The organism is Flavobacterium cupriresistens (genome assembly GCF_020911925.1).
Taxonomy (GTDB): Bacteria; Bacteroidota; Bacteroidia; order Flavobacteriales; family Flavobacteriaceae; genus Flavobacterium; species Flavobacterium cupriresistens.
In genome coordinates, this window is sequence record NZ_CP087134.1 from 4,205,007 (window position 1) to 4,227,327 (window position 22,321).

The following is a 22,321-nucleotide window of genomic DNA, read 5'->3' on the forward strand; positions in this document are numbered from 1 at the left end:
GTTTGGCGACAGAAAAAACAGATATATTAATTATAGGTGGTGGCATTGCAGGTTGCATTGCCGCCATTTCTTTAATAGATACTTATCAGGTAACATTAGTTGATAAGCTTCATGAACCTACTGAACGGATTGGAGAATCCTTAGCTCCTGCTTCGCAACGCATTTTAAAACAATTGAATTTATTGGAGGGTTTGGAAAACCAAGTAGACACTTTGTATCAAAAAAACGTAGGCATGCAGTCCTATTGGGGAAGTAATCAAGTATATCTTCTGGATGATTTAAGAAATCCTGATGGTTTTGTTAAAAATTTGGATCGACAAGCTTTTGAATCCTATTTAAGAAAAGTTGCAGAAGCTCGTGGAGTTCATTGCTTGTGGGGTTCCAAACTGCATAGTAGTTCTTATGAAGATTCTCATTGGCAAGTGCAACTAAGAGCTGGTGATACCTCTTTATCAACTTCTACAATTTCAGCCTCTTTTGTTATTGATGCCAGTGGGCGTCAATCACATTTTGCAAAGAGCTTGGGCATTAAACGACAAGTGGAAGATAAATTGGTTGCTTGTTGGGTTACTTTACCTAATAGCAGAACAAATACCATGAGTACCATTTCAGCTAGTGAAAACGGATGGTGGTATAGTGCTGTTGTTCCTAATGACAAACGGGTGGTGGCTTTTCATACCGATGCTGATTTAGTGGTTAAAAACGAACTTAAAACTACTACCTCATTTTTGGAATTGGCAAAAGAAAATCCTGTTATTTTATCTTTACTAAACGAACATGAAAATGCTATTGTTTTTAAAGGTACAGTTGCCGCTAATTCTACTAAATTAGAACAAGTAGCAGGGCAACAATGGGTAGCTTTAGGTGATGCAGCATTAAGTTTTGACCCCTTATCTTCGCAAGGCATGTACAATGCAATGGCCAGTGCCATGCAATTGCAAAATTTAGTATTAAAGTATGGATTTACTGAAACACTACAAAAAATACATACCGAACAAACGGAGCGTATTTGGCACCATTACCTAAACCACAAAAGTATTTTTTACCAAGCGGAAACCAGGTGGAAAACAGCTGCTTTTTGGGAGAGACGATTGTAATGGTTACCGTTAGAATGAGGTTTATATTAATGCAAACTGCAGTTTTATAAAAAGTACGACCTGGATCAAGTGAGTAAAGAATTCTAAAAGCGTAAAATTATTAGGTCCGTTGTTATTTTTGTTAAGGTTTTGTCTCGTTCTTCGAAGAGTTCTTGTGAAAAAGGCGAAGATCTCTAACTTTGTGCATTTTTTTTATCTGTTATAAAAACGTTAGGTCCTCAAAAGTCTCTTGCAATTTACGGTTATGTCCCAGATAATAAAACATAAGACGTTATGTTAGTAGGTTCAAAATCATTTTTTTTTGATATAACATTTACAAAATTTGCTTACAGTCGGAGACTTTTAGAGGTTTAAGGTTTTTAAAACTTTTTTTAAAAGCACAAAGTCAGAGACGTTTCCTCGCTTTTCACAAGAACTCTTCGCAGAACGTTTTTTTTATATACTAGATTTTGAATCAACTCTTTTTTAAACTTTTTTATAAATACTTAATTTACCGTTTCCCTAATGTCTCTACCTGCGCCCCACTTTGGAAAAATGTTGTTTAATTTAAAATTATACTGTCTAAATAATTAGTATAATTTATCTTAACAATATTTATAAATTAGTAAAGATATTTTCTATATTCGCCAGAAATAAATACTAACTTATTGTATGAAGCTGATTAAATTTGGTTCTCTTGAAGCAATTGTATAGCTCCAATAAATAAGTTACAAGAAAGTGCCTAACCAGATTCATATGACCTTAACTACCTTTATTGTACTTCTTTCCTTCACAGTCTGTTTTATCGAAGTTTATTCAGAATTTCATATTCGAAACTATGGCACATTTCTCGAACGATTAGTTTACCTATTTAGCATTAAAACACTTTTTACATTACTAAAATTAGGATGCTTCATATCGTTCGTATATATTCTATTTGACTTCAAATTCGTTAATAATGTTGCTGTACACGCTGAAAACTCTATTGTCAAAATCGCGTGGCCATACTGGTTTTATTATCTAATTGGCCCTTTCGCTTTTGCGTTCTTTACAATTTCGTCCAATTCAAAAGAATTATATCGTCAACTTCGAGGGTTTAACATTGACAATGAAAGAATTGATAACTTTTTCGCCAGTATAAAGTACTTAACAATCCGATTAATTTCTTTTGTTCTTAGTTTCTTAATTTTCAAATATGTTTTTGAGCTTATGCTAATGTTGCATGAATATTATATTGAAAAAGGTCTTTACATTTTCGATTGGCTAGTTTTTGACTTAACAGACGTTGATAATTATAACAAAGGCGTTTACTTTTCGCTAGCTCTAACTATAACTATTTTCTTATTATTCAATAATGCATTTATAAAAAACAATAGCGATACTTGGAGATTTAGAGAGATAAATTTTGCATATCTAAAATACTTGTTTATATCCCTAATTTTAGCATTGGGACTGTTTTTTGGTTTTTTTTCAATCTTTAATGGTTTCCACAATCTTATTAACAATGGAGTGTCAGAATGGATTACAAAAGAAAATGTTTTAGGCATTCTACCTATTAGACTATCCTCAGTTTTGATAGTATATTATCTCTTAACTTATATATATGCAGAGGTACTACATAAAAAACTAGGTAGTTTTCTACTTCTTGCTATTCTTCCAATTCGGCATATTTCTAATAATTATACAAGTATAAATTTTTCCAAAAGCGAAACATTATTTTTTGCGCAAATTGGATTTTACATCTTAAATATTGCGTTAGCTGAATTCTTCATCATAATCGGATTTAAAAGCGTCTACTTAAGTATTTTAAACTTTACAATACTATTCATTTTAGATGATTTTAAAATTATCAACGATTATTCAAATGGCATGCAACGTGTAATGCCATGGCACTTTCTAAGAATTTGTCTATTTAATGTAATCATGTTGATGGTTGCGATAACATTACTCGCCTCACGCGAATATTATTATATCCTTGTGCTTTATATTATACTATTTCTTATTTTGTTTCGATATTATATAAAAAATGCTGGTTCAATTTCAATTAGAAGTAGTACCTTCTGGTAACAACGGTTTCGATAAATGGCGTGCAATGTGATAAATTCCCACGCTCCCTGAAGAGTTCTAATAAAAAGCTAGCAAATGTCTCTGACTTTGCGCAATTTTTTTATCTGTTATAAAAACGTTAGGCTCTCAAAAGTCTCCTGACTATTACGATTATGTTCTAAATAATAAAACATAAGACGTTAATAACAACAATTAGAATGGATACTAATTAATGGCTATGTAAAAGTAGTATCAAAATGATAAAACCTTATCATTTTGATACACCAAGGCTTAAATACGCTCTATACAATTTGAGTTAGTAGTAAAACAGCAATAAAAAAAATGATACTAAACACCATTACATTTATAACCTTTTCTTTGCGCTGCATCGACTTATTGGACATATAATCCTTTGTAATTTCCCTGCTTCTTGTTTTATTTTTTTTCATATCGTGTGAGTGTGTGTTTGATTGCGTCAGAAAAAACACAAAGCCTATGCCAAAAAAAAAAATATGCTTTATTTGGAGATCCTACCTAAAATGGAAAGGAATATTTTGCGCAAAGCCACCAATATTCTCTTAGGTAAGGCACGGCTTAAATTTAAATTTATAAAACTGCAAAGGAGGACATAATTTGTTCTGAATTGTACCTTATTTCTACCTCGATAGCAGCAAGCACTAGATTGTTATTTTCTGCATCGGAGCGCTGTCTTGTTCTGTAACAACAAGCAATACCAGTATCTTTAATATCGCTTAAACCCAATGTCATTAAGTTAAGAATTGTTAAAGAAAGTCTCACGCAGATTTTAGCGGAATCAAATAGAAAAACCCGCAGAATCTGCGTGAAAAATTTTCTTAGCTTAATGACATTGGGCTTAAACCAACTGACCAAGCATTAACAAATCACCACTCATTTTCCATTCAGACCGAGGTATACAATACACTTGTGGGTAATTAGTTACTATATTAAGTACTTGAAAGTTAATTACCACTAAACTTCTATATTCGTTGCTTACAGTAATTCTTTTAATACTTTTTTACCATTTTCATTATCCGGATTTAATTCAACCGATTTTTGATACATCTTAATCGCATCATCTTTTTTACCGCTTTGGAGCAATGCCTCCCCATAGCTATCATATATATTTGAGCTATTTGGAAAAATTAATGCCGCTGAAGCGAATGTTAGCAAAGAATTGTCTGTTTTTTGAAGTCTAAGAAATTGATATCCCAATCTATTAAAATCTCTCTCTGTTGCTTCGTAAGTGTCTGGATTTTTTAAATATTCTCCAATTAATTCATTTGCTTTTTCTTTTTTTCCACTTTCAAGCAAACTGCCGTAGACTCTCGAGAGATTCTGCAATGGCATTTTATAAGGTTTCTTATCTATTAATTTCAAAACTTCATTGGCTGTCACAAAAACCGGATTTGCTGTATTAGACAGCAAAATGACCGTGTTATTTTTAGTAATGTTATGCATCAAAATTGAAGTAAGTCCAGTAATGAGTCCATCATGAAAAACTATTTTTTCATTAGTATCAGTAGTGTAGATTTGCCATCCCAAACCATAGGCTATCTCTTTTTCGCCCAAACGATAAGAAGCAATTTTTCCATTATTAAGTTTTGTCGGCGTCAGTGCTTCTTCTAATTCTTTCTTGCCTAAAAGCTGGTAACTAAATAATGCTTTTTGGTACTTATGCAAATCCAGAGCGGTACTTACAATACTTCCACCTCCATAAAAATTGCTTTTCTCATAGATTAAAAAAGTTTCTTTTAAGGTTTGAACATTCACTACGTCCGTAGAATAAAAGTTTGGATAAGTGTACAATTCTACTTGATTTGGTTCTTTAAGCTTTCTATTTTTTGGAAGAAATGAATCTTTCATTTTAGCAGGAATGAAAACATTTTTTAGCATATAATCTCCAAAACTAATTCCGGCTATTTTTTCTACTATTAATGCCGCAAGACAGAAATTAACATTATTATATTCCCATTTGTCTCCTGGAGCAAACGAAAGTGGTACTTTATTATCAATTAATGCCGGTATAATGTCTTCATTAGAAAAAATTCTTTCCGGATTTTCTTTTATTGCCTTATCAAATAGATGATATTCTTGCCCTAATCCGGAAGTATTGCTTATCAGATGCCTGATACTAACATTTGGATAAGGAAAGTTCAGAAGATATTTTTGTACTGGATCATCAATCTTCAATTTACCTTTTTGTTTAAGCTGCAGAATTGCTACCGCAGTAAACGTTTTTGATACCGATGCAATTGGAAATTGCGATTTTTCATTGATCTTTTCTTTCTTATCGATATTGGAATATCCATAAAAATTTGAAAAAGTATTTTCTCCTGATTTGGAAACTAAAACACTGCCGTAAAAAAGATCATTTTTAGCAAGCGTTGAAAAGAAATCTTTTATCTCTTGTCCTGAAATAGTACTTGTAAAAAGTAAAGCTGTAAAGTAAAGAAATATTTGTTTTTTCATTTTGATTGATTGATTGATTGATTGATTGATTGATTTTAAACGAAAATAATAAAATATTATTACTACAATCGTTTTTCCGGATCTATATCCCAGTTGTTTTGTAGAAAACTTTTCCAAATCATACCAAAATGGATTAATCTTGTCACGCGAAATTCTTGCACTAATGTACGCTAAGACACTGGCCGAGGGCATACACGGCGTCTGTCATGATAGACCTTCGCGGAGAAGAGTCATTGACAATTAAAAAATACTTCATTGGCCAGCAGTGTGTTGAACTGAATTTAGAACATAAAATCAACCCAAATATTCCTTTAAAATACTGCTTTTCTAACTCCCCAAAAAATCAAATGCAAAATAAATTTTAAAATTATGTTTATTTAATTGATATATCAATTATATTTGTATCAAATAAAATAAAGATGAAAAACAATACCCCAACAGGAACAGTACTTTATTCGCTGGAACAAGCCATAAAAGAATACAGAAAAATTTCGCAAAAAAACATCAGCAAAATTGTAACCGATATAACTGTTGATCAATGTTTAGTGCTAATAATCCTCAATAAAAACTCTGATTATTCTCAAAAAGAAATCGCTAATCTTATTTTTAAAGACAATGCTTCCATTACAAGAATAATTGAATTAATGGTGAAAAAACACTATCTAAAAAGGGAAATAAATGAATTTGACAGAAGGAAATTTAATCTCAAAATAACTGAAAAAGGACAAAATACCATAGAGCTATTATCACCTGTAATAACAAATAATAGAGAAACTGCTCTAAATGGATTAACTACTAATGAAATTGAATTCCTTGACAAAATCCTCAATAAAATAATCTCCAATTGTAAAACCAGCTAAAATGAAACGTATCATCACTTTATTGCTATTAGCTTTAACAACTTCTTTTTATTCGCAAAAAACAATAGCGACAAGAACAGAAGTCAATCTTACTGAATTAGAAAAAAAAGATATTTTAGACTCGCTAAACAAAAAGCTTATAGAATTTTATATACGCCCCAACGCGGTACAAAATATAAAAACAAAGTTGAGTGAAAACTATAAAAAAGGCAAGTATAATAAAAGTTCTGATCCAAAAGAATTTGCCTCCATGCTCACAACAGATATTGTAGATATTAGCAAAGATTTGCATTTTAATGTAATTTATGATCCACAATGGATAAATGATCAATTGAAAAGCAAAGATGATCTTTTACGAAAAAAAATTAAAGCTCAAGAACTAACAGAGGCGAAAAAAAAGAATTTTGGTTTTCAACAAACACGAATATTGGAAGGAAATGTGGGCTATCTGGAATTTACCTATTTTCACGATCCGGTCGAAGCAAGTGAAGTTGCAACAACCGCGTTACAGTTTTTAAGCAACACTGATGCTTTAATTATAGATTTGCGTAAAAATAATGGTGGAGCAATGGAGATGGGGCAATTTATCAGCAGTTATTTGTTTTACAATAAAGATTTACCGCTCTATAAATATTATTATTACGAAAGTGGGAGAAAAAAAATAGATCGAGAAATGTGGTTGTTGCCTTCTGTTCCCGGCAAACGATTAGATGAAATTGACATTTATATTTTGACAAGTGGCGTAACTTTTTCCGCTGCTGAATGGATGAGTTATTCTCTTCAAAACCTAAAACGTGTCACTATTGTTGGGGAGCAGACAGCTGGTGGCGCCCATCCGATTGATCGAAAAATAATCACGAACGGCTTTTCTGTAAACATACCTTTTGGAGAAGTAACAGACCCTATTACAAAAACAGATTTTGAGGGTCGCGGCGTCACTCCGGATGTACTATGTAAAAGTGAAGATGCTGTGAATGTAGCTCATCTTTTAGCCTTACAAAAATTATCATCAAAAAATAAAGATTCATTGCACCCTATTGATTGGATTATTCCGGTTGTTAAAAACAGACAAAAACCAGCGATTATAGATTCCGAAATTCTAAAATCATATCAAGGAAAATATGGGAAAAGTGAACTGGTCTATGAGAATTCCAATTTGTATTATAAATGGAATAATACGGTTAGCTTTTTGCTTACCCCTTTAGAACAAAATCTGTTTCTGATAAATGGGATAGATGAATTTCGTATAAAAATAATTTTAGAAAAAAATTCCATCTCTGGAATTAAAAGAATTTACCAAGATGGACATGAGCGAATGTATTTAAAAGAATAATGTCGGTGACCTTAATGCTATAAGTACTAATAATAAGCCTCTTAATTTTATAAGACGTTTATTGTTAGTAGTATTATTTATATCAAAAATTGCACAAGATAACACTATAGCATTGTCTAAAATTTGCGATAACTTCATGCAACAAATATTGAACAACGAAACAATAATCTTTAAGATTCTTTAAAATAGTCTTCCATCGCTAAACTCCAATTTTCATTTAAAATATAACTAATGTCATCTTTAGCGTCACTTATTTCTTTTATTGAAAATTCCATTAATTCTTTATAATTAAAATCTTCAGGTACATTTTGATTGTATAGCCCTTCGACCATTTCTTTAAAAAGCAATTCGTTGTTCATCGTTTTTTCAAGATTAAAGAACGCAATATCAAAGAAAGACTTCATTTTCATTTGTAATCGGTTAAAATAATATTCATGATACAACCAAATGGCAGATTGAAGAATAGGAAAGTCGTCAGCGCTTTCCATTAATGTCCTTAACTGACTTATAAAAGAGGTATATTTAATAAAACCCCAAACGCCTTGTGCTAAAGCGGATTTATCCTTTGATGTAATTATTTGACTTAATTTTTCGAATGATTTTAAACTTTTAATAACATCCGAAATATCGTATTCACCATAACTAACGTAATCTAGCATTGCCAAAAAAACGTCAACATCATCATCATTTTTTAAGAATCTGTTTAAACTGATATATTCATTAAAAATTCGCAAACTTTCCTCGTTTGTTTCTCCATTATATTCCATTTCATTTAACGAAAATTCGCAAGTATATCCAGCTAATTTATAAGGATAGTTTATTCTGTAGTACTCCACTACAGCTTCATAAGACATTATTTTATTAATTTCTTGTCTTAGGTCATTATTGAATTTTCGAGGTATAAATCCAGCGAATACGGCAATTAATAAAAAGTTATAATACCCTATTAACTCATCCGTCCAAAATCGTTGTTGAAGTTCAAGTCCGTAATAACTTCTTTTTTTATGATCATCCAGTAAAGCATATAAGTCAATCTTTCTATTTTCTAGAATTAACTGATTTATCAATTCAAATCCTTGCGACGGCATCTTCTTTTCATAAAATTCGGCCTTTAAAGAATCGTAATTTCTGTCTGTATTTTCCATAAATCCTTAGTTTAGATGATAGACTTAAGCAAGTCCAATGGTTCTATAAAACCACTTTTGGGTTTACAAACAGAGACATGACTTGTCTCTGCTAAAACAATCGGAGCTATATCATTTAGATAAGGAATATTTCTGACTACTTTATCTCCCTTAGCATAGACAACTAATTTTGCTTTAGTACAATCGCCTTTATTTTGATTTTGAAATTCGTGAGTCCGTTCCTTTATGTAATGTATAATACCTTCCTCAGTATTATCTAAATCATTAAGAATTGGATATCTTAGTTTAGCAAAAATCCCAAGTAATCCGGTTAAACCAGGTAAAGCTTGCATTGCCAAGTTAATAATGTTTGCTCCATGATGAGCCGGTGCAAACAATGCTAAAGTAACTTTATCAGCCCATGTCTTATTCTCATTGATCGCAAATATTAAAGCTTGTCTTGTCAAAATTGCTCCGAGAGAATGAGCCACTAAAATAATCCCATTATAGTTTCTTTCAGGCAATCCTTGTGCAATGGGCAAAATATGGTTGGCTACTGGATTTTCGACAAGATTTAAAAATTTGAAAAGTTCTCCGGAATGATCACCGGCTTGTCCTTTAAAAGTATCGTATCCGTAAAAAATAATATCAGATTTTGCAAACTCTTCTTCTGAAGTAATATAAGTTGGGAAATTATTCCATGTTCCTATAGAAGTGCCACCAAAACCATGAATAAACACAATTAGATTTTTAGGCTCACTATAACTGAAAAAACCTTGCGAATTTAATCCGTGTTTTTGAATTCCAATACTAATAGTATGATTTGACATTTTCTAATTTTAAAGTTATTAGTAAAAGCTACTGATTTTCAATTCATTTCATATAAGTTTAGAAAAGTATTGAAAATTAAAAAAAAATATTCAAAAACGCGTTTTTCAACCTGTAGTATTAATATAAAAACAATAGAGTTTTAACAACTATCTGAGAATTTATAGTGAATATATTTTATAGCTTGGAAATATTTAAAAGTAAAAAATAAATTACATATACTGCACAAGTATAAATACCCTTTTCTTTATTTTAAAAATTCTTATTTACTGCTAAATAACTCGAGAGTTTGCTCAAAAATCTAATTCAAAATTTACTTTATTTACTTACTTTTTTTAGCTAATTCCATCGCGTTATACACATTTAGAACTTTTCCTGTTTTTGATAGCTCAGAGAATGGTGCTTTTTTGTCGTTTGTTCCCGGAACAATAACATTTATATCATATGCCGTACCTGAATCTAAAATAATTTGTTTAACCTCTTTTACAGTAAGTTTAGGGTAATAGGACCAAATCAATGCAGCGGTTCCACAAACCATCGGGGCTGCAAATGAAGTCCCTGATTCAAATTTATAGATGTTTCCTGCTCCGGTGGTGTAAATTTCATCGCCAGGTGCAAATAAGTCTACATTCTGCTTACCATAATTTGAAAAATCAGATACAAATTTATCCCCTAATTGTTGAGTCGTTGAGCCTACATTAATAAAATTGTCATAGATCTCCACGGTATCATCATTATTAAGGTCATTGGGGTAGTTAAGGAAATTATCTAAATTTTGGCTATCATTCCCAGAACTATGCACAAGAAGAACATTATGATCCTGGGCATATTTAAAAGCATCTATTACCCAATCTTTATGCATAGAAAACTCCTTGCCAAAAGACATGTTAATTATTTTAGCTCCATTATCTACAGCATACCGGATTGCCATGGTAATATCTTTGTCATGTTCATCACCAGATGGGGAAATGTTTAAAGGCATAATTTTCACATCAGCAATTCCTTTTATGCCAATAGCATTACTCCTATTTGCTGCAATAATACCGGATACCATCGTATTATGATCCTAAATAGTTCTTACACCCTTTATAGTATTGCTGATCTTATTATTACCGTATCCTTTTTCTAAAACCGTTGGATTGTCCCCAATAGGAAGTCGTTCATTGTATGCTAAATTTAAATTTTTATTAACTACAGAATCTAATTGAACTTCTTGATCTTTTACATCATCAAAAGTTTTTTGATTAACTTCAAGATTACTCATCATAAAAAACACAAGTGCGCCAAGATCTTTGTCATTATCATCTCGTCTCTGGCGGTATTTTTTATTATTAATTTTGTATTTATTATACATGCTGTCCAATTGCTGATAAGTATAATCCTCTTTAGGAAAAAAATGTTTTAAAGTATCTTTTACCAAGGGATAAATTGCTACACCATGTATTAAAGACTTGTGCCAGTTTTTATAATACTTATTTTTTTCCTCAAATGTTTTTAACGCTCTTTGGTATACTTTAAACTTGTACAAATCTTTAGTTTCGATTTGGGTTTCTTTTTTATCCTTAAATAATGTTTCCCATTCATTGACTATACGTACATATTCATATCGGTTCCATACCACGTAACCTCCACTTTTGGTACCTGTAAAACTCCAGCCGTTGCAATCGTCTATATACCCGTTGTTATCATCATCGATACCATTATCTGGAATCTCTTTTGCATTTGTCCAGATTACACCTTGTAAATCTTCATGTTTTAAATCAATTTGGGTATCAATAACTGCAACAATAATGTTATTATTTTTTGGCTTCTTTTTATTTTGTGCATACCATTTATCCAAAGAAATTCCAGGTATATTATCCTTTTGAAAATCCTTTTTATACCATGTTTTTTGATCTGGAATATCGAGTTGTTTTTCTGTATCTGGTTTTAGAGTAGTAACTTTTGAATGCTTCGTTGATTTACATCCTATTAGGATTACTATAAATAATGATAAGATATAAAGTGATTTCATTTTAAGATCGCGGTTTAGACAAGTTTCTGTCGTACATAATAATAGTTCCTGCCACGGCCACATTTAAACTTTTTTCGGATTTAAATTTCACTAAATAATGGCATTTATCCATTACTTTTTTGGATAAGCCATGATCTTCAGCTCCTAATAAATAAACACAACGTCTTGGATGTTCGAAGGTTTCTAAATCGCAGGCATTTTCATCTAATTCAACACCAACCAATCGCGCTCCTTTTGGTAGATTTTCAAAAAAAGCTTCAAAAGTATCATAATGAAAATAAGGAATTGCTTTTACCGCATCGTGAGTGTCGCAGGCTTGTTTGGCATATCGATTCCCAATAGTAAATATAAAAGTAGCACCTAAGTTTTGAGCAGATCGCCACAAAACACCTAAATTTTCAGGAGTTTTACCATTTTGTATCCCTATCCCAAAATATTCATTTATAAAGTTATCATTCATAAGGGCAAAAATACAAACTGTAAGTAGATAAATCAATTTTTTATTAAGTTGAAACGAAGATCCGGTATTGGTAATTCTGTATTGCAATTTTAGGAGATATCTATTAGCGAAAATAAATCCAATGAAAGTTAATGATGCGGCTTTTCGTTTAGAAACTTTTTTTTGCAGGTAAGGCCGAGTCAATTATGATTGACAAGATGTAAACCAGAAATGAATAATTGCTAAATATTAGCCTAAATAAAAAGCCGTAAATCTAAAATTTCTATACCCCTCTTCCTTCTTAAATTCTCGGTAAATAAAGGAAAAATACTTATTGCATTATAAAATAACAGCAAAGTCAATCTATCCACCTGACATCATGAAAACCTTTTAATAAACTCCATCATATCACCAATTGTTTGTATATCTTCTTTTTGAGTATTGCCGAGTGCTCTAACCTTTTCAATATGCAGCAGACTCGTTAACATTGCTTTTTGTAAACCGTTTAACGGATCTTTGCTTGTATCGGGCTCAGGAAGTAATTCTTCCAGACTTATGTGAGATGGAATATCGGGCCAATCTGTTCTTTTTTGATTGGAAAAAACCTCCGTAAATGGCAAAACACTTGGATCTTTATCTCTGTCGGTTAACGCATCCAGTCCCCATTTCTGACAAGCAGTTTTTATGAATGAGGTGTGCTCAAACTGTCCGTTGATAATCGTATTTGGTTGGATATACGAGGATACCATTATCATAGGAACTCGAATGCCCAGACGGTCAAAAGTGAAATCACACTGTCCTTTCATACCGGGAACAGGTGGTACTGTTGCAGGCGGATATACATGGTCAAAACAGCCACCATGTTCATCATGAGTGATGATAAAAAGTATTTTATCTCGCTTTGGACTATTTTTGATGGCATTATACACTTCGCGAATCAGTTCATCTCCTAATTTTACAGTTCCCGTAGCTAATTTGTGATTCACTGCAGACGGATGTTGATCATTGTGTTTGTCAAGAAATTGAGGCTCCACGAACGAATATTGCGGAAGACTTCCAAATTTCAAATCAAAGAAAAAATCAAGATGTCCGTGTGTTTTGTCTTTTCCGTCTCCAAATCCATTGACAATATTGGTGAGGCTCAGAGGCGCAATAGGCGAATAAACTTTCCATGAAACATCCTTGTCATTCATACGGTCAAAAATGGTGGGAAGAGGCCAAACCTCTTTTATCCACGAATCCATATCGCTGAAATCGCCATCAATCCCGGGAAAACCGGTTCCGTCTTCCTCAAGCGGATTAACCACTTTGCCCCCCGAACTGGCTGCGTGCCAAAACGCCCGATTGCAATAGGTTTGACTGGGCACCGCACAATACCAATGATCAAAAACTGCAAATTCCTTAGCCAAAGTAGCCATTGCCGGAATTTGGTCCGGCTGAAAACACTGCATGATTACCTCATACTGTTCGTAACTTGGGTCATCAATACCATAAGTAGCTCTAAGATTACTCTCATAATCGTTAACAAATCCGATCATCCCCCCGGGTGTGGGTACAGGAGTAGGCAGGTTGTAAGGTGGTGTCATTTTATACTCCGGCAAACCAACATTGCAAAGCGGGTCAATCGTATTAAAAAGTTGTGTATTTACATGCGGATATTCTTCACCCGGATCGGGATAAGGCACCGAATAGTTCATAGCGCGTGAAGGGGAAATACTCGTCTCTCCTGAATTATTGGTAACTCTTGGAGGAATAGGGTTCGCATAGTCAACTGTGGGGTTGTAAAGCCCTTCAAACGACTTATTCGCTGGTACTTCATCATTTTATAGAGGAAGCCTAAAAGATTGTCGAAAGAACGATTTTCGAGCATCAGAACGACAATGTGGTCAAAAGTATCCAGACCGTCAAATTGGTTTTCGTTTTCCATTTTTAACTGTTTTACATTACAACTTAACTGTAAATTAAAATAATTAAAATCAAAGTTGTACACGTAGTTTTACGTGTTTATGAAGCGTATTTTACAACTGTTAAAAAAACCAATAAATACTGTGCTCCTATTCAGAATCCAGTCCAAAAGTTTTAGGTTTTTATGAAAATTCATTCTTTGAGGTTGGGAATGGCTCTCGCAAAGTCGCGAAGTCGCCAAGTTTTATTTGTTTTGCTGATTGCTAGAAGCAATTTTCAGGAGCAAAGGATTAAAGATAAAAAAGAAGAAAAGAGGAAAAGAAACTTTGCGACTTCGCGACTTTGCGAGATTATTACATACCCACAACCTTTGGACTTGATCCCAGCTTTAAAAAACTATGAAGCCTTAAAAGGATTCAAAAAACTCATACGCTCTTTTCTCTGCATAGGAATACATCGAATTACGCAGTGGAAAAGCGCAATGTCCACCATATTTTGGCGTTTCCAGATACACATAAGCACTGTCACCCGCTATTGTTCTCGGATAACATCTTTCTCCTAAAAAAGGATCGTCAAGCGAATTAATAATGAGAACCGGAGTGGTAATATTTTTAAGCGAAAATTCCGGAGAAACACGCTGGTAATAATCGTCCCGACTTGCAAAACCATGCAGCGGTGCTGTAAAATAATGATCAACTTCGTCAAAAGATGAAATTTTATCGATCTGATCACGGTTTATAAAATCCGGAAATTGTGCTGCTTTGTGCTTTAGCTTTCGTTTAATATCTATTGTAAAATTCTTTAAGTAAACTCTGTTAAATCCTTTTTTGAGTTCTGCTGCACTAGTTGCGATATGCGTTGGAACTGAAATGGAGACTGCCGCTTTTATGCGTTCATCCATTTTTATCCAGCCCAAATAATTCAAAAGCTGCACCCCTCCCATTGAGTATCCGATTAAATATACCTCTTCAAAGCCTTTTCGTAAAACAAACTGTACTACTTCATCCAGATCATCCACAGCACCGTGATGATACAGTCTCGGAAGCCGATTCATTTCACCCCCGCAAGTGCGATTGTTCCAGGCGAAAACGGAGAAATCTTTCTCCTGAAAATAAGCTGCACAGCTGTTATTGTACGTTCTTCGCGAATCTCCTTCTAAACCATGACATAAAATAACTGCTTTTTTAGAATCCTTTAGAATAAAATCAATATTGATGAAATCGCCGTCATTTAACTCCTGTTTTTCTCTTGTGTAGCCCGGAACATCAAATTTTTTAAACAGAGCAGCATAAATAGTAGAAATGTGCCTGTTACGGTACATTATAAAAGGCAAACTATATTCTGATTGTTCAATAATTGGCATACTAAAGAAGTTTTTATGGTGCTTGATACAAATTTAAGAAATCAATCAACATGTCATTTGATACTGTCGTTTTTATTTCACTAAAACTCAAATATTTTCTATTAAAATTAATCAATCAGCATTTGAATAGTCCACGGTTTTAATCAACGGTCGGATATTATTGATTGTATAGGCTTTAACCAAAACCTTAACCGCAAAATTTTGGCTAAAGCCTTGCATCGATATCTTTTAAATCCGTTGGTTAAAACCAACAGCTATTCAAAAAAACACAAAATAGACGATTCAATAAAATAGTTTTTAAACTCAATACATTTTAATTACCTAGAGATGAATTACATAACAAAACATCCAACTTTATAATTTAATAAAAACAAAAATTTGGTCGGATCAATTACGACAATCCATGTCCTCAGTCAAAAAAATCACTATTTTTGAGTAAACCTTCATTCATTTACTATGACCGATAAATCACAACTCCGTAGTTCTATATTCAGACATCTTGACGGCCTGGCTGTTGCCCCTGTTGCAATAGCATTGAAAAACAATGGAGTTTTAGATTTTATCCTAGACAAAAAGCAACTACAGTTGGTACAGCTTACAACTGTTTTTAAAGCAAATGAAGGCTATCTGAATGTTGGTTTGAGGATTTTGGCTTCCCAAGGTTTTTTGGATTATGAAGTGAATAACAGCACTCAGGAAATTACGATCCTGACAAATGAAAAGACAGAAACAGCCTTTTCGATGTTTTACCTGTATGAAGATGTGGTTGATTTACTAAAATTTTCGATCCAGTTTCATCCGCGTGTCTTTGAGGATGAACCGTTTGAAAAACTTAATATTATCTTTGAAAAATACAAACAAAACTATGAGATTGAACAGGGCGAAGATCCGCTTGTAAACAGTATTCAAGACCAAATCTTAAAACACATAGAAGGATATCTGATTGGACCAACCATTGTCCGTTTGGCAATGAGCGGCATGTTTCATAAATATTTTATGGAGACTTCCTTCAAGCCGGAGGAATTTCATAAATCTCCTGAAAAATTTAAAAAAATATTAGACTTTTTTGTGCATCTTGGATGGTTCCTAGAGAAAAATGGCAATTATCAATTTACCGAAGTGGGTTTGTTTTATGCTAAAAGAGCCAGTGCCTATGGGGTTACCGTTTCTTATCTGCCGACCTTTGCGAAAATTGAAGAACTGATTTTTGGCGACGCGACCGTTTTAAGAATGGTAACAGAGGGTGAAAATGAAATACATGTTGACCGTGAAATGAATGTATGGGGAAGCGGCGGTGCTCACGATACTTATTTTAAAGTTGTAGACGAGATTCTGGTTAAGCTTTTTAACCTGCCAATTGAAGAACAACCTAAAGGAATACTGGATATGGGCTGTGGTAATGGTGCTTTTTTACAGCATATTTTTGAAGTCATTGACAGACAAACTTTAAGAGGGAAAATGCTTGATGAGTATCCGTTATTTCTGGTTGGTGCCGATTATAACCAAGCGGCACTGAAAGTAACCAGAGCCAATCTCATCAAAGCAGATATTTGGGCAAAGGTCATTTGGGGAGACATTGGGCGTCCCGATTTGCTAGCCGAAGACTTGAAAGAACATTACAATATCGACCTGAAAGAATTGCTAAACGTGAGGACTTTCTTGGATCACAATCGAATTTGGGAAGAGCCGAAACACATTAAATCAGACAGAATCAGTAAATCTACCGGTGCTTTTGCTTATCATGGAAAAAGAATCAGCAACAACCACATAGAAGACAATCTGTTGGAACATTTACAGAAATGGTCGCCTTACGTTCGTAAATTTGGTCTGCTTTTGATTGAATTGCATACCATAGATCCAAAACTTACCGCTCAAAATTTAGGAAAAACGCCCGCAACAGCTTATGATGCTACTCATGGTTTTTCCGACCAATATATTGTTGAAATCGATATCTTCAATGCCGTTGCCGCTGAAGCAGGATTATTTCCGGATCAATCCATTTTTAGCCGTTTTCCGGATGCTGATATCGCTACAGTGAGTATCAATTTACTAAAGGGAAACTAATGTTATTGATCAGACAATAGAAGCTTGTATTAGGGGCATTTCAATACTATTATCGTTTGCAACTACAACTGATTTTATAATCGTTCAATTTTGCAAATAAAACAACAAGCTTCTGAATTTCTGGCGTGAAGAAACTCAATTTCTTTTTTACTTTCAAAAATTTCAGCAATTAAATCATCTACATCGGCGTTTCCAACCAGCTTGGCATATATCATTTTTTGCCCTTTGTTGTAACCTATTAATGTCAATGGAAAATTTTCTTTATCTGCTTTTATAGCGGGAGGAAAATTATAAATATCAGCATACGGTTCTACTTCCTCTTTTTGAATAAATATGGGGCCGGGCTGATTGAAAATATTGTCAATCTGAAACGGACTGTGTTTCAAAACCAATCTTCTATCATTCCCGACATCAAATGGTTGTAATGAAATTCGGCAAGGGCCCTTCCCAGTTGCTACTTCTTCGTATACTTGGTTACCGAAATCATCTTTATAAGTTTGCTTGATTTTATTTGCATATTCTGTCGTTAGAGGTATAATTTTAAAATTTTTCATTTTGTTTCAATTTACAAGTTTACTCCAAATTTAGTTTGCTTTTATTGCTCACAAAATCCGAAAGTTGCTAATTCATAAACTAATAATCTTGTCGCATCGAAGAATACATTGACACTTCACCAGTATAAACAACAAAACCCGACAATTGCCGGGTTTTATTGTTATTTCTAGGTTTGAATCTATTTACTTTGCTACACCAAACATCATTACTAACTTGTTATCAAGATAGAAATTAAGTGTTTGATCAGCTACGTCAAAACGTAATTTTTTGTCATTTAAAAAAGACAGTATTTTTTGTTCTGTTTTATTCGCTTCTTCATTTAGGCAAGCCATTCTGGTAGATGCAATATTGCTAAACTGAATAGAGTTATCACCGCTAGCAGTATAACTTCCGAAAAAATTATTACAACCGCTATTTCCATTTACTTTCTTTTCGGCAATATTAAATTTAATTGAAGCTCTTCCATAATCTTGCCCAACATTTTCAAGGCTAATTAGTTTCCAGTCATTTTTACCAATATAACTCCAAAGATCATTTTGAGTAGGAATAGAAAATTCCATTATCGTTTTATTTTTTGAGTTCTTAAACTGAACAACATTTTTCTTCTTAACGATTTTGTATTTTTTATCTTTTATAGCGTCAAGAAAATCTCTCTCTACTTTCATTGCAGCATCGTTACAAGCCATTAAAGTTCCTGCCCCTGCACTAATTTGAATCCCGTTTTTAGAATTCAGTTTTTTGTATTTTGCATTAAAGTTATTGCATCCGCTTTTCCCGCTAATCGTCTCGGTAGTTGGGTCAATGGTCATATATACACTCTTTGAATTGATTGTTTTACCATTCAAACGCGTTAATATCATCTTGGTATTGTAAATCCCATTAGCCTTTGTTACCGGTTTTGTCGAAACAATACTTTTTAATTTATAAAGATAAGAAGAAGCATCTGCCGGCACAATTCCTTGTCTTTTTGTTCTGATTACTATAATTTCGTATCGGTTACCCTTTTCGAAATTAAAGCCTTCGATATGATCATAAAAAAGCTCCCAATCCTTTCCATTATCATATTTCACTTCTAAACATTCCATCGGAGCTACACCCTGACAAGGCACTTTGTTTTCTTTGACAGTCATCTTGATTGTTTCCTGCCCATAGGTAAATGCTGATACTAGCAATAGCATCATAAAAACGTACATCTTCTTAAATCTTTTCATCGTTTCAAATTTTGTAATACTCATAAGTATTTGATTATAAAATATTCAATTATAGGTGTAAAAATATTGTTGCCACCTATAATTGGGATTAAACTCGATCTGCTTTTAAAAAGCATATCGATGGCTTCTTTGCATTAATCGTGCCATTACAAAAAATAAGCTTAAAAAAATTTTCATAAAAAGTAAACAAACCCGTTTATTGATTGACTATCAGAATACAGGGCAAAATAAATTTTTCGCTACCCATCAACCCAAAAACAGTTGGCAATGATGACACCAATGACACGTCAAAATCAACTGTTCTGACTTCCGTATCGTATAGCCGACTGAAGAATAGTAAGATCGATATCTTTCAGCGTTTTGAACTTAATGCAGTACCCCGTCACACTTGCTTTGCCTAGTTTTTCTCCAAAGGTTTTTGCCAGATAGGTTTTGTCTTTAATGCCTAAAATGTACACCGAAATTCCGGTTTTATTTCCGCTGATCCCAATTTGAAACCACTCTTTAGTTTTTCCATCAGCATATTCCATAACGAAAAATCCATATCCGATATTAGGGTTAGCTACAACTTTATTCTCACTGTTTTTACCATCAAAAAACCATAGTCGACATCCCGGTAATACCTCCAGTGTGGCCCGGTGTAACTCTTGTACTTCACTTCGTTTTGGTTCCGGCAGACTGGCAATATATTCTTTGATTTGCTCTTCTACGTTCATATAAAATATACAATTAGTTGTTTCTTACTATTCCTTCCAAGTTAATACAATCTGCAAAACGTGGGATCAGCTTGTAAATTATTTAATACCTACTCTCCAAATTATTGGATTAAAATTTCTGTTTTTGCAGCAGTAAGTATCTTCAATGATTTCGCATCCTGAACAAACGCAATAATCTGGTATTCGGAAGCAGCTGCATTGCCATTCAAAACAAAATTTATGCTACCTGATTTCGAATCAGAAGGAACGGTTTTAAAATCAGTTACTATATTGTAATTGGTGAGTGTCAAACCTGAATTCTCTCCTCTTTTTATTGCAGTGGACTCCTCTTTTTTTACTAAAGCAAAACAAATTTTATATTTCACCAAAAGCACTTTACAGTCGTATTGAACCTGTATATTCGTAAGATTTTTTTCGGCTGTAATATTCAATTCAGCCAAAGGTTTCTGTTCCCGTGCTTTTTTAACAAGGCTTGTGATACTACTCTCCTGACTGCCTACAACCGATTCACTTCCGTTGATGATCAACTGCGGCGTATAAACTGAGGAATTTAATGTTGCTGCGTATTGTCTTTGTCTCTCTGAAAATTCTTTTTTGCTAAACGGATCTTTCCATCCAATATAGTTCCAATAATCTACATGAAATGACAACAGCATCATATCGGGATTATTTGCCACAGCATATTTCCCTAGTAATCTGTCGGCGGGCGGACAGCTACTGCAGCCCTGAGAGGTAAACAATTCTAAGACAACAAATGACTTAGACTCCTCTGCCTTTTTTTCTTTAAACGTAGAAAATCCCATCGAAATCAATAGTGCTATCGCCAAAAACAAATAAAAAATCTTTTTCATAACGTACAATTTTATAAGTCAAATGTACTTATAGTATGAAAATCTAATTGTCAGCCAGATTGCATTAATACTAAATATTTCACACTTCTTATATTCAACACGAATATAAGCAATTAACTTGCTACTTAGTAAAATGCTATTACACATAGTAATAATACAGGTTTAGTCTTTTTTTTGCCACGAATTACGGATCAAGTTCGAAAGTTGTGGGGAAGTAAAAATCTCGCAGAGTCGCAAAATCGCAAAGTTTTAATGAAAAAACAGAAAAAACTTTGAGACTCTATACTATTTTTAGAAATCCAAAGCGAGAAAGTAGAAAACAGAAAGGTCCAGCTTAAAAATAGGAAAAAAACTTAGCGGCTTGGCGTCTTTGCGAGATCGTGTTCCTCCAAAACAATATGTCTTGATACCGAATTACACGAATTTTCACTAAGTTATTTGCGAATTGCAAAGTAGCTTAAATCCTTTAATCAGTGGCAAAATTCCCCGCAAAGAATCTCAACAATTAATTCGTGAAAATTCGTGTAATTCGTGTTCAACTTTTTATTGCATTATTTTTGACAATACGCTACTCAAAAAGAAAAATCAAAACAAGAAACTAGTTTGTGTATGAATAACATCAATCTCCATTGGAATCATATTAATTTTTCTTTCAACAATGGTCTCGCCTAAAGAGCCAGCAATTTCACTATTAAAATTCACTGCATTAAAATTATAAGTAAGCCACTTTCTTTCTCTGTCTGAAAGCAGTGGAATTTTAGAAATCGGAGCATCAATATTCTCTTTTAAATTTTTTAACCAATTTTTAAAATTCATTAAAAAATCAGAAACAATGGCACTGTCTATAAATTTTGGAGAATGACTAACTAAAATTTCATAATCTTTATTCTCCAGTTTTTCTATTTGAAATGAGAATCCATAATTTAAATCCCCTTCTGTCTCCTCTGCTCCATAATTAAAATGAAAAGGCACATTACGTACATCAGCAGCAAAAAAGGAATCATCTTCGGAATAGCTAATACATTTATAAACCGTCTGCACTTCTTCTCTGACTTCCTGGAGAAATTCTTTTATTGATTTTTGAGCAATACTGTCAAATTCGTAACCTACCGATACCGTCTTAAAATCCAAGTCTATATTTGCCGCTATCCTGTTACAATCCTCAAAATAATGTTGAAGCAGTATATTGTACAAACCGATTAACACAGTGTATTCTGCTATCGTATTTCCAGCTGTTAACTCATAAAAATAAGAAAGATCTGAAGCGTTTATTATCATACAATCTATCGTAGAAACTTCAGAAACACTTCCTTCATAAGAAGCAATCTTGCTTATCTCTCTATGCCAATTTTCTCTAGTAGTAATCTGATTGATTTGTTGCATTGCGTCTCTGTTTATTATTAAATTATCTCACTGAAAAATGGCAAACAGGATAAAAAAAATAAG

The 22,321-nt window shown here is 33.2% G+C and carries 18 protein-coding genes; 4 read left to right on the top strand and 14 right to left on the bottom strand.

The features are described 5' to 3' along the window. Positions 1–2: 2 nt before the first annotated feature. Positions 3–1,097: an NAD(P)/FAD-dependent oxidoreductase gene (locus LNP23_RS17395; RefSeq protein ID WP_230002164.1), complete on the top strand. Its 1,095-nt coding sequence runs from the start codon at positions 3–5 to the stop codon at positions 1,095–1,097. A gap of 3,036 nt (positions 1,098–4,133) precedes the next feature. Here the strand turns inward: LNP23_RS17395 and LNP23_RS17400 are convergent. Then, a complete protein-coding gene (locus LNP23_RS17400) occupies positions 4,134–5,612 on the bottom strand; it encodes a serine hydrolase domain-containing protein (protein WP_230002165.1) in 1,479 nt (492 codons plus the stop codon). A 419-nt stretch (positions 5,613–6,031) separates the two neighbouring features. Between LNP23_RS17400 and LNP23_RS17405 the strand changes: the two genes are divergently transcribed. After that, complete coding sequence (locus tag LNP23_RS17405; protein WP_230002166.1) at positions 6,032–6,472, top strand: MarR family winged helix-turn-helix transcriptional regulator; 441 nt, start codon at positions 6,032–6,034, stop codon at positions 6,470–6,472. A gap of 1 nt (position 6,473) precedes the next feature. Then, on the top strand, positions 6,474–7,805 hold the full coding sequence (locus LNP23_RS17410) for a S41 family peptidase (RefSeq protein WP_230002167.1): 1,332 nt from the start codon (positions 6,474–6,476) through the stop codon (positions 7,803–7,805). Positions 7,806–7,975: 170 nt separating this feature from the next. Here LNP23_RS17410 and LNP23_RS17415 read toward each other — a convergent pair whose 3' ends face one another. The 8 genes from LNP23_RS17415 to LNP23_RS17445 all read right to left on the bottom strand — a co-directional run bounded on the left by LNP23_RS17415 (position 7,976) and on the right by LNP23_RS17445 (position 15,478). Then, complete coding sequence (locus LNP23_RS17415; RefSeq protein WP_230002168.1) at positions 7,976–8,950, bottom strand: hypothetical protein; 975 nt, start codon at positions 8,948–8,950, stop codon at positions 7,976–7,978. 11 nt (positions 8,951–8,961) lie between these two features. Continuing rightward, complete coding sequence (locus LNP23_RS17420) at positions 8,962–9,759, bottom strand: esterase/lipase family protein (RefSeq protein ID WP_230002169.1); 798 nt, start codon at positions 9,757–9,759, stop codon at positions 8,962–8,964. 320 nt (positions 9,760–10,079) lie between these two features. Continuing rightward, positions 10,080–10,811, bottom strand: coding sequence for a S8 family serine peptidase (locus LNP23_RS17425; protein WP_230002170.1), 732 nt, complete (start codon positions 10,809–10,811; stop codon positions 10,080–10,082). Positions 10,812–10,823: 12 nt separating this feature from the next. After that, positions 10,824–11,771 (bottom strand): S8/S53 family peptidase, encoded by a 948-nt coding sequence (locus tag LNP23_RS17430; RefSeq protein WP_230002171.1) that lies wholly within the window; start codon positions 11,769–11,771, stop codon positions 10,824–10,826. 1 nt (position 11,772) lies between these two features. Beyond that, positions 11,773–12,231, bottom strand: coding sequence for an RNA methyltransferase (locus tag LNP23_RS17435; RefSeq protein ID WP_047778108.1), 459 nt, complete (start codon positions 12,229–12,231; stop codon positions 11,773–11,775). A 356-nt stretch (positions 12,232–12,587) separates the two neighbouring features. Then, complete coding sequence (locus LNP23_RS17440; protein WP_230002172.1) at positions 12,588–13,907, bottom strand: alkaline phosphatase family protein; 1,320 nt, start codon at positions 13,905–13,907, stop codon at positions 12,588–12,590. After that, positions 13,904–14,137: an alkaline phosphatase family protein gene (locus LNP23_RS22995; protein ID WP_428979165.1), complete on the bottom strand. Its 234-nt coding sequence runs from the start codon at positions 14,135–14,137 to the stop codon at positions 13,904–13,906. The genes LNP23_RS17440 and LNP23_RS22995 overlap by 4 nt, the downstream gene beginning before the upstream one ends. Positions 14,138–14,521: 384 nt before the next feature. Then, positions 14,522–15,478 carry a YheT family hydrolase gene (locus tag LNP23_RS17445; protein WP_230002173.1) on the bottom strand — a complete coding sequence of 319 codons (957 nt, stop codon included), beginning with the start codon at positions 15,476–15,478 and terminating at the stop codon, positions 14,522–14,524. 456 nt (positions 15,479–15,934) lie between these two features. Between LNP23_RS17445 and LNP23_RS17450 the strand changes: the two genes are divergently transcribed. Then, entirely contained in the window at positions 15,935–17,542 is a 1,608-nt protein-coding gene (locus LNP23_RS17450; RefSeq protein WP_230002174.1) for a class I SAM-dependent methyltransferase, read from the top strand. A gap of 74 nt (positions 17,543–17,616) precedes the next feature. Here the strand turns inward: LNP23_RS17450 and LNP23_RS17455 are convergent, their stop codons facing one another. The 5 genes from LNP23_RS17455 to LNP23_RS17475 all read right to left on the bottom strand — a co-directional run bounded on the left by LNP23_RS17455 (position 17,617) and on the right by LNP23_RS17475 (position 22,258). Further along, positions 17,617–18,096, bottom strand: coding sequence for a DUF1203 domain-containing protein (locus LNP23_RS17455; protein ID WP_230002175.1), 480 nt, complete (start codon positions 18,094–18,096; stop codon positions 17,617–17,619). A gap of 183 nt (positions 18,097–18,279) precedes the next feature. Continuing rightward, entirely contained in the window at positions 18,280–19,332 is a 1,053-nt protein-coding gene (locus tag LNP23_RS17460; RefSeq protein WP_230002176.1) for an META domain-containing protein, read from the bottom strand. 269 nt (positions 19,333–19,601) lie between these two features. Continuing rightward, positions 19,602–20,024 (bottom strand): DUF1801 domain-containing protein, encoded by a 423-nt coding sequence (locus tag LNP23_RS17465; protein WP_230002177.1) that lies wholly within the window; start codon positions 20,022–20,024, stop codon positions 19,602–19,604. Between the two features lie 101 nt (positions 20,025–20,125). Further along, positions 20,126–20,875, bottom strand: coding sequence for a DUF1223 domain-containing protein (locus tag LNP23_RS17470; RefSeq protein WP_230002178.1), 750 nt, complete (start codon positions 20,873–20,875; stop codon positions 20,126–20,128). Between the two features lie 585 nt (positions 20,876–21,460). Next, positions 21,461–22,258, bottom strand: coding sequence for a hypothetical protein (locus LNP23_RS17475; protein ID WP_230002179.1), 798 nt, complete (start codon positions 22,256–22,258; stop codon positions 21,461–21,463). Positions 22,259–22,321: the final 63 nt, after the last annotated feature.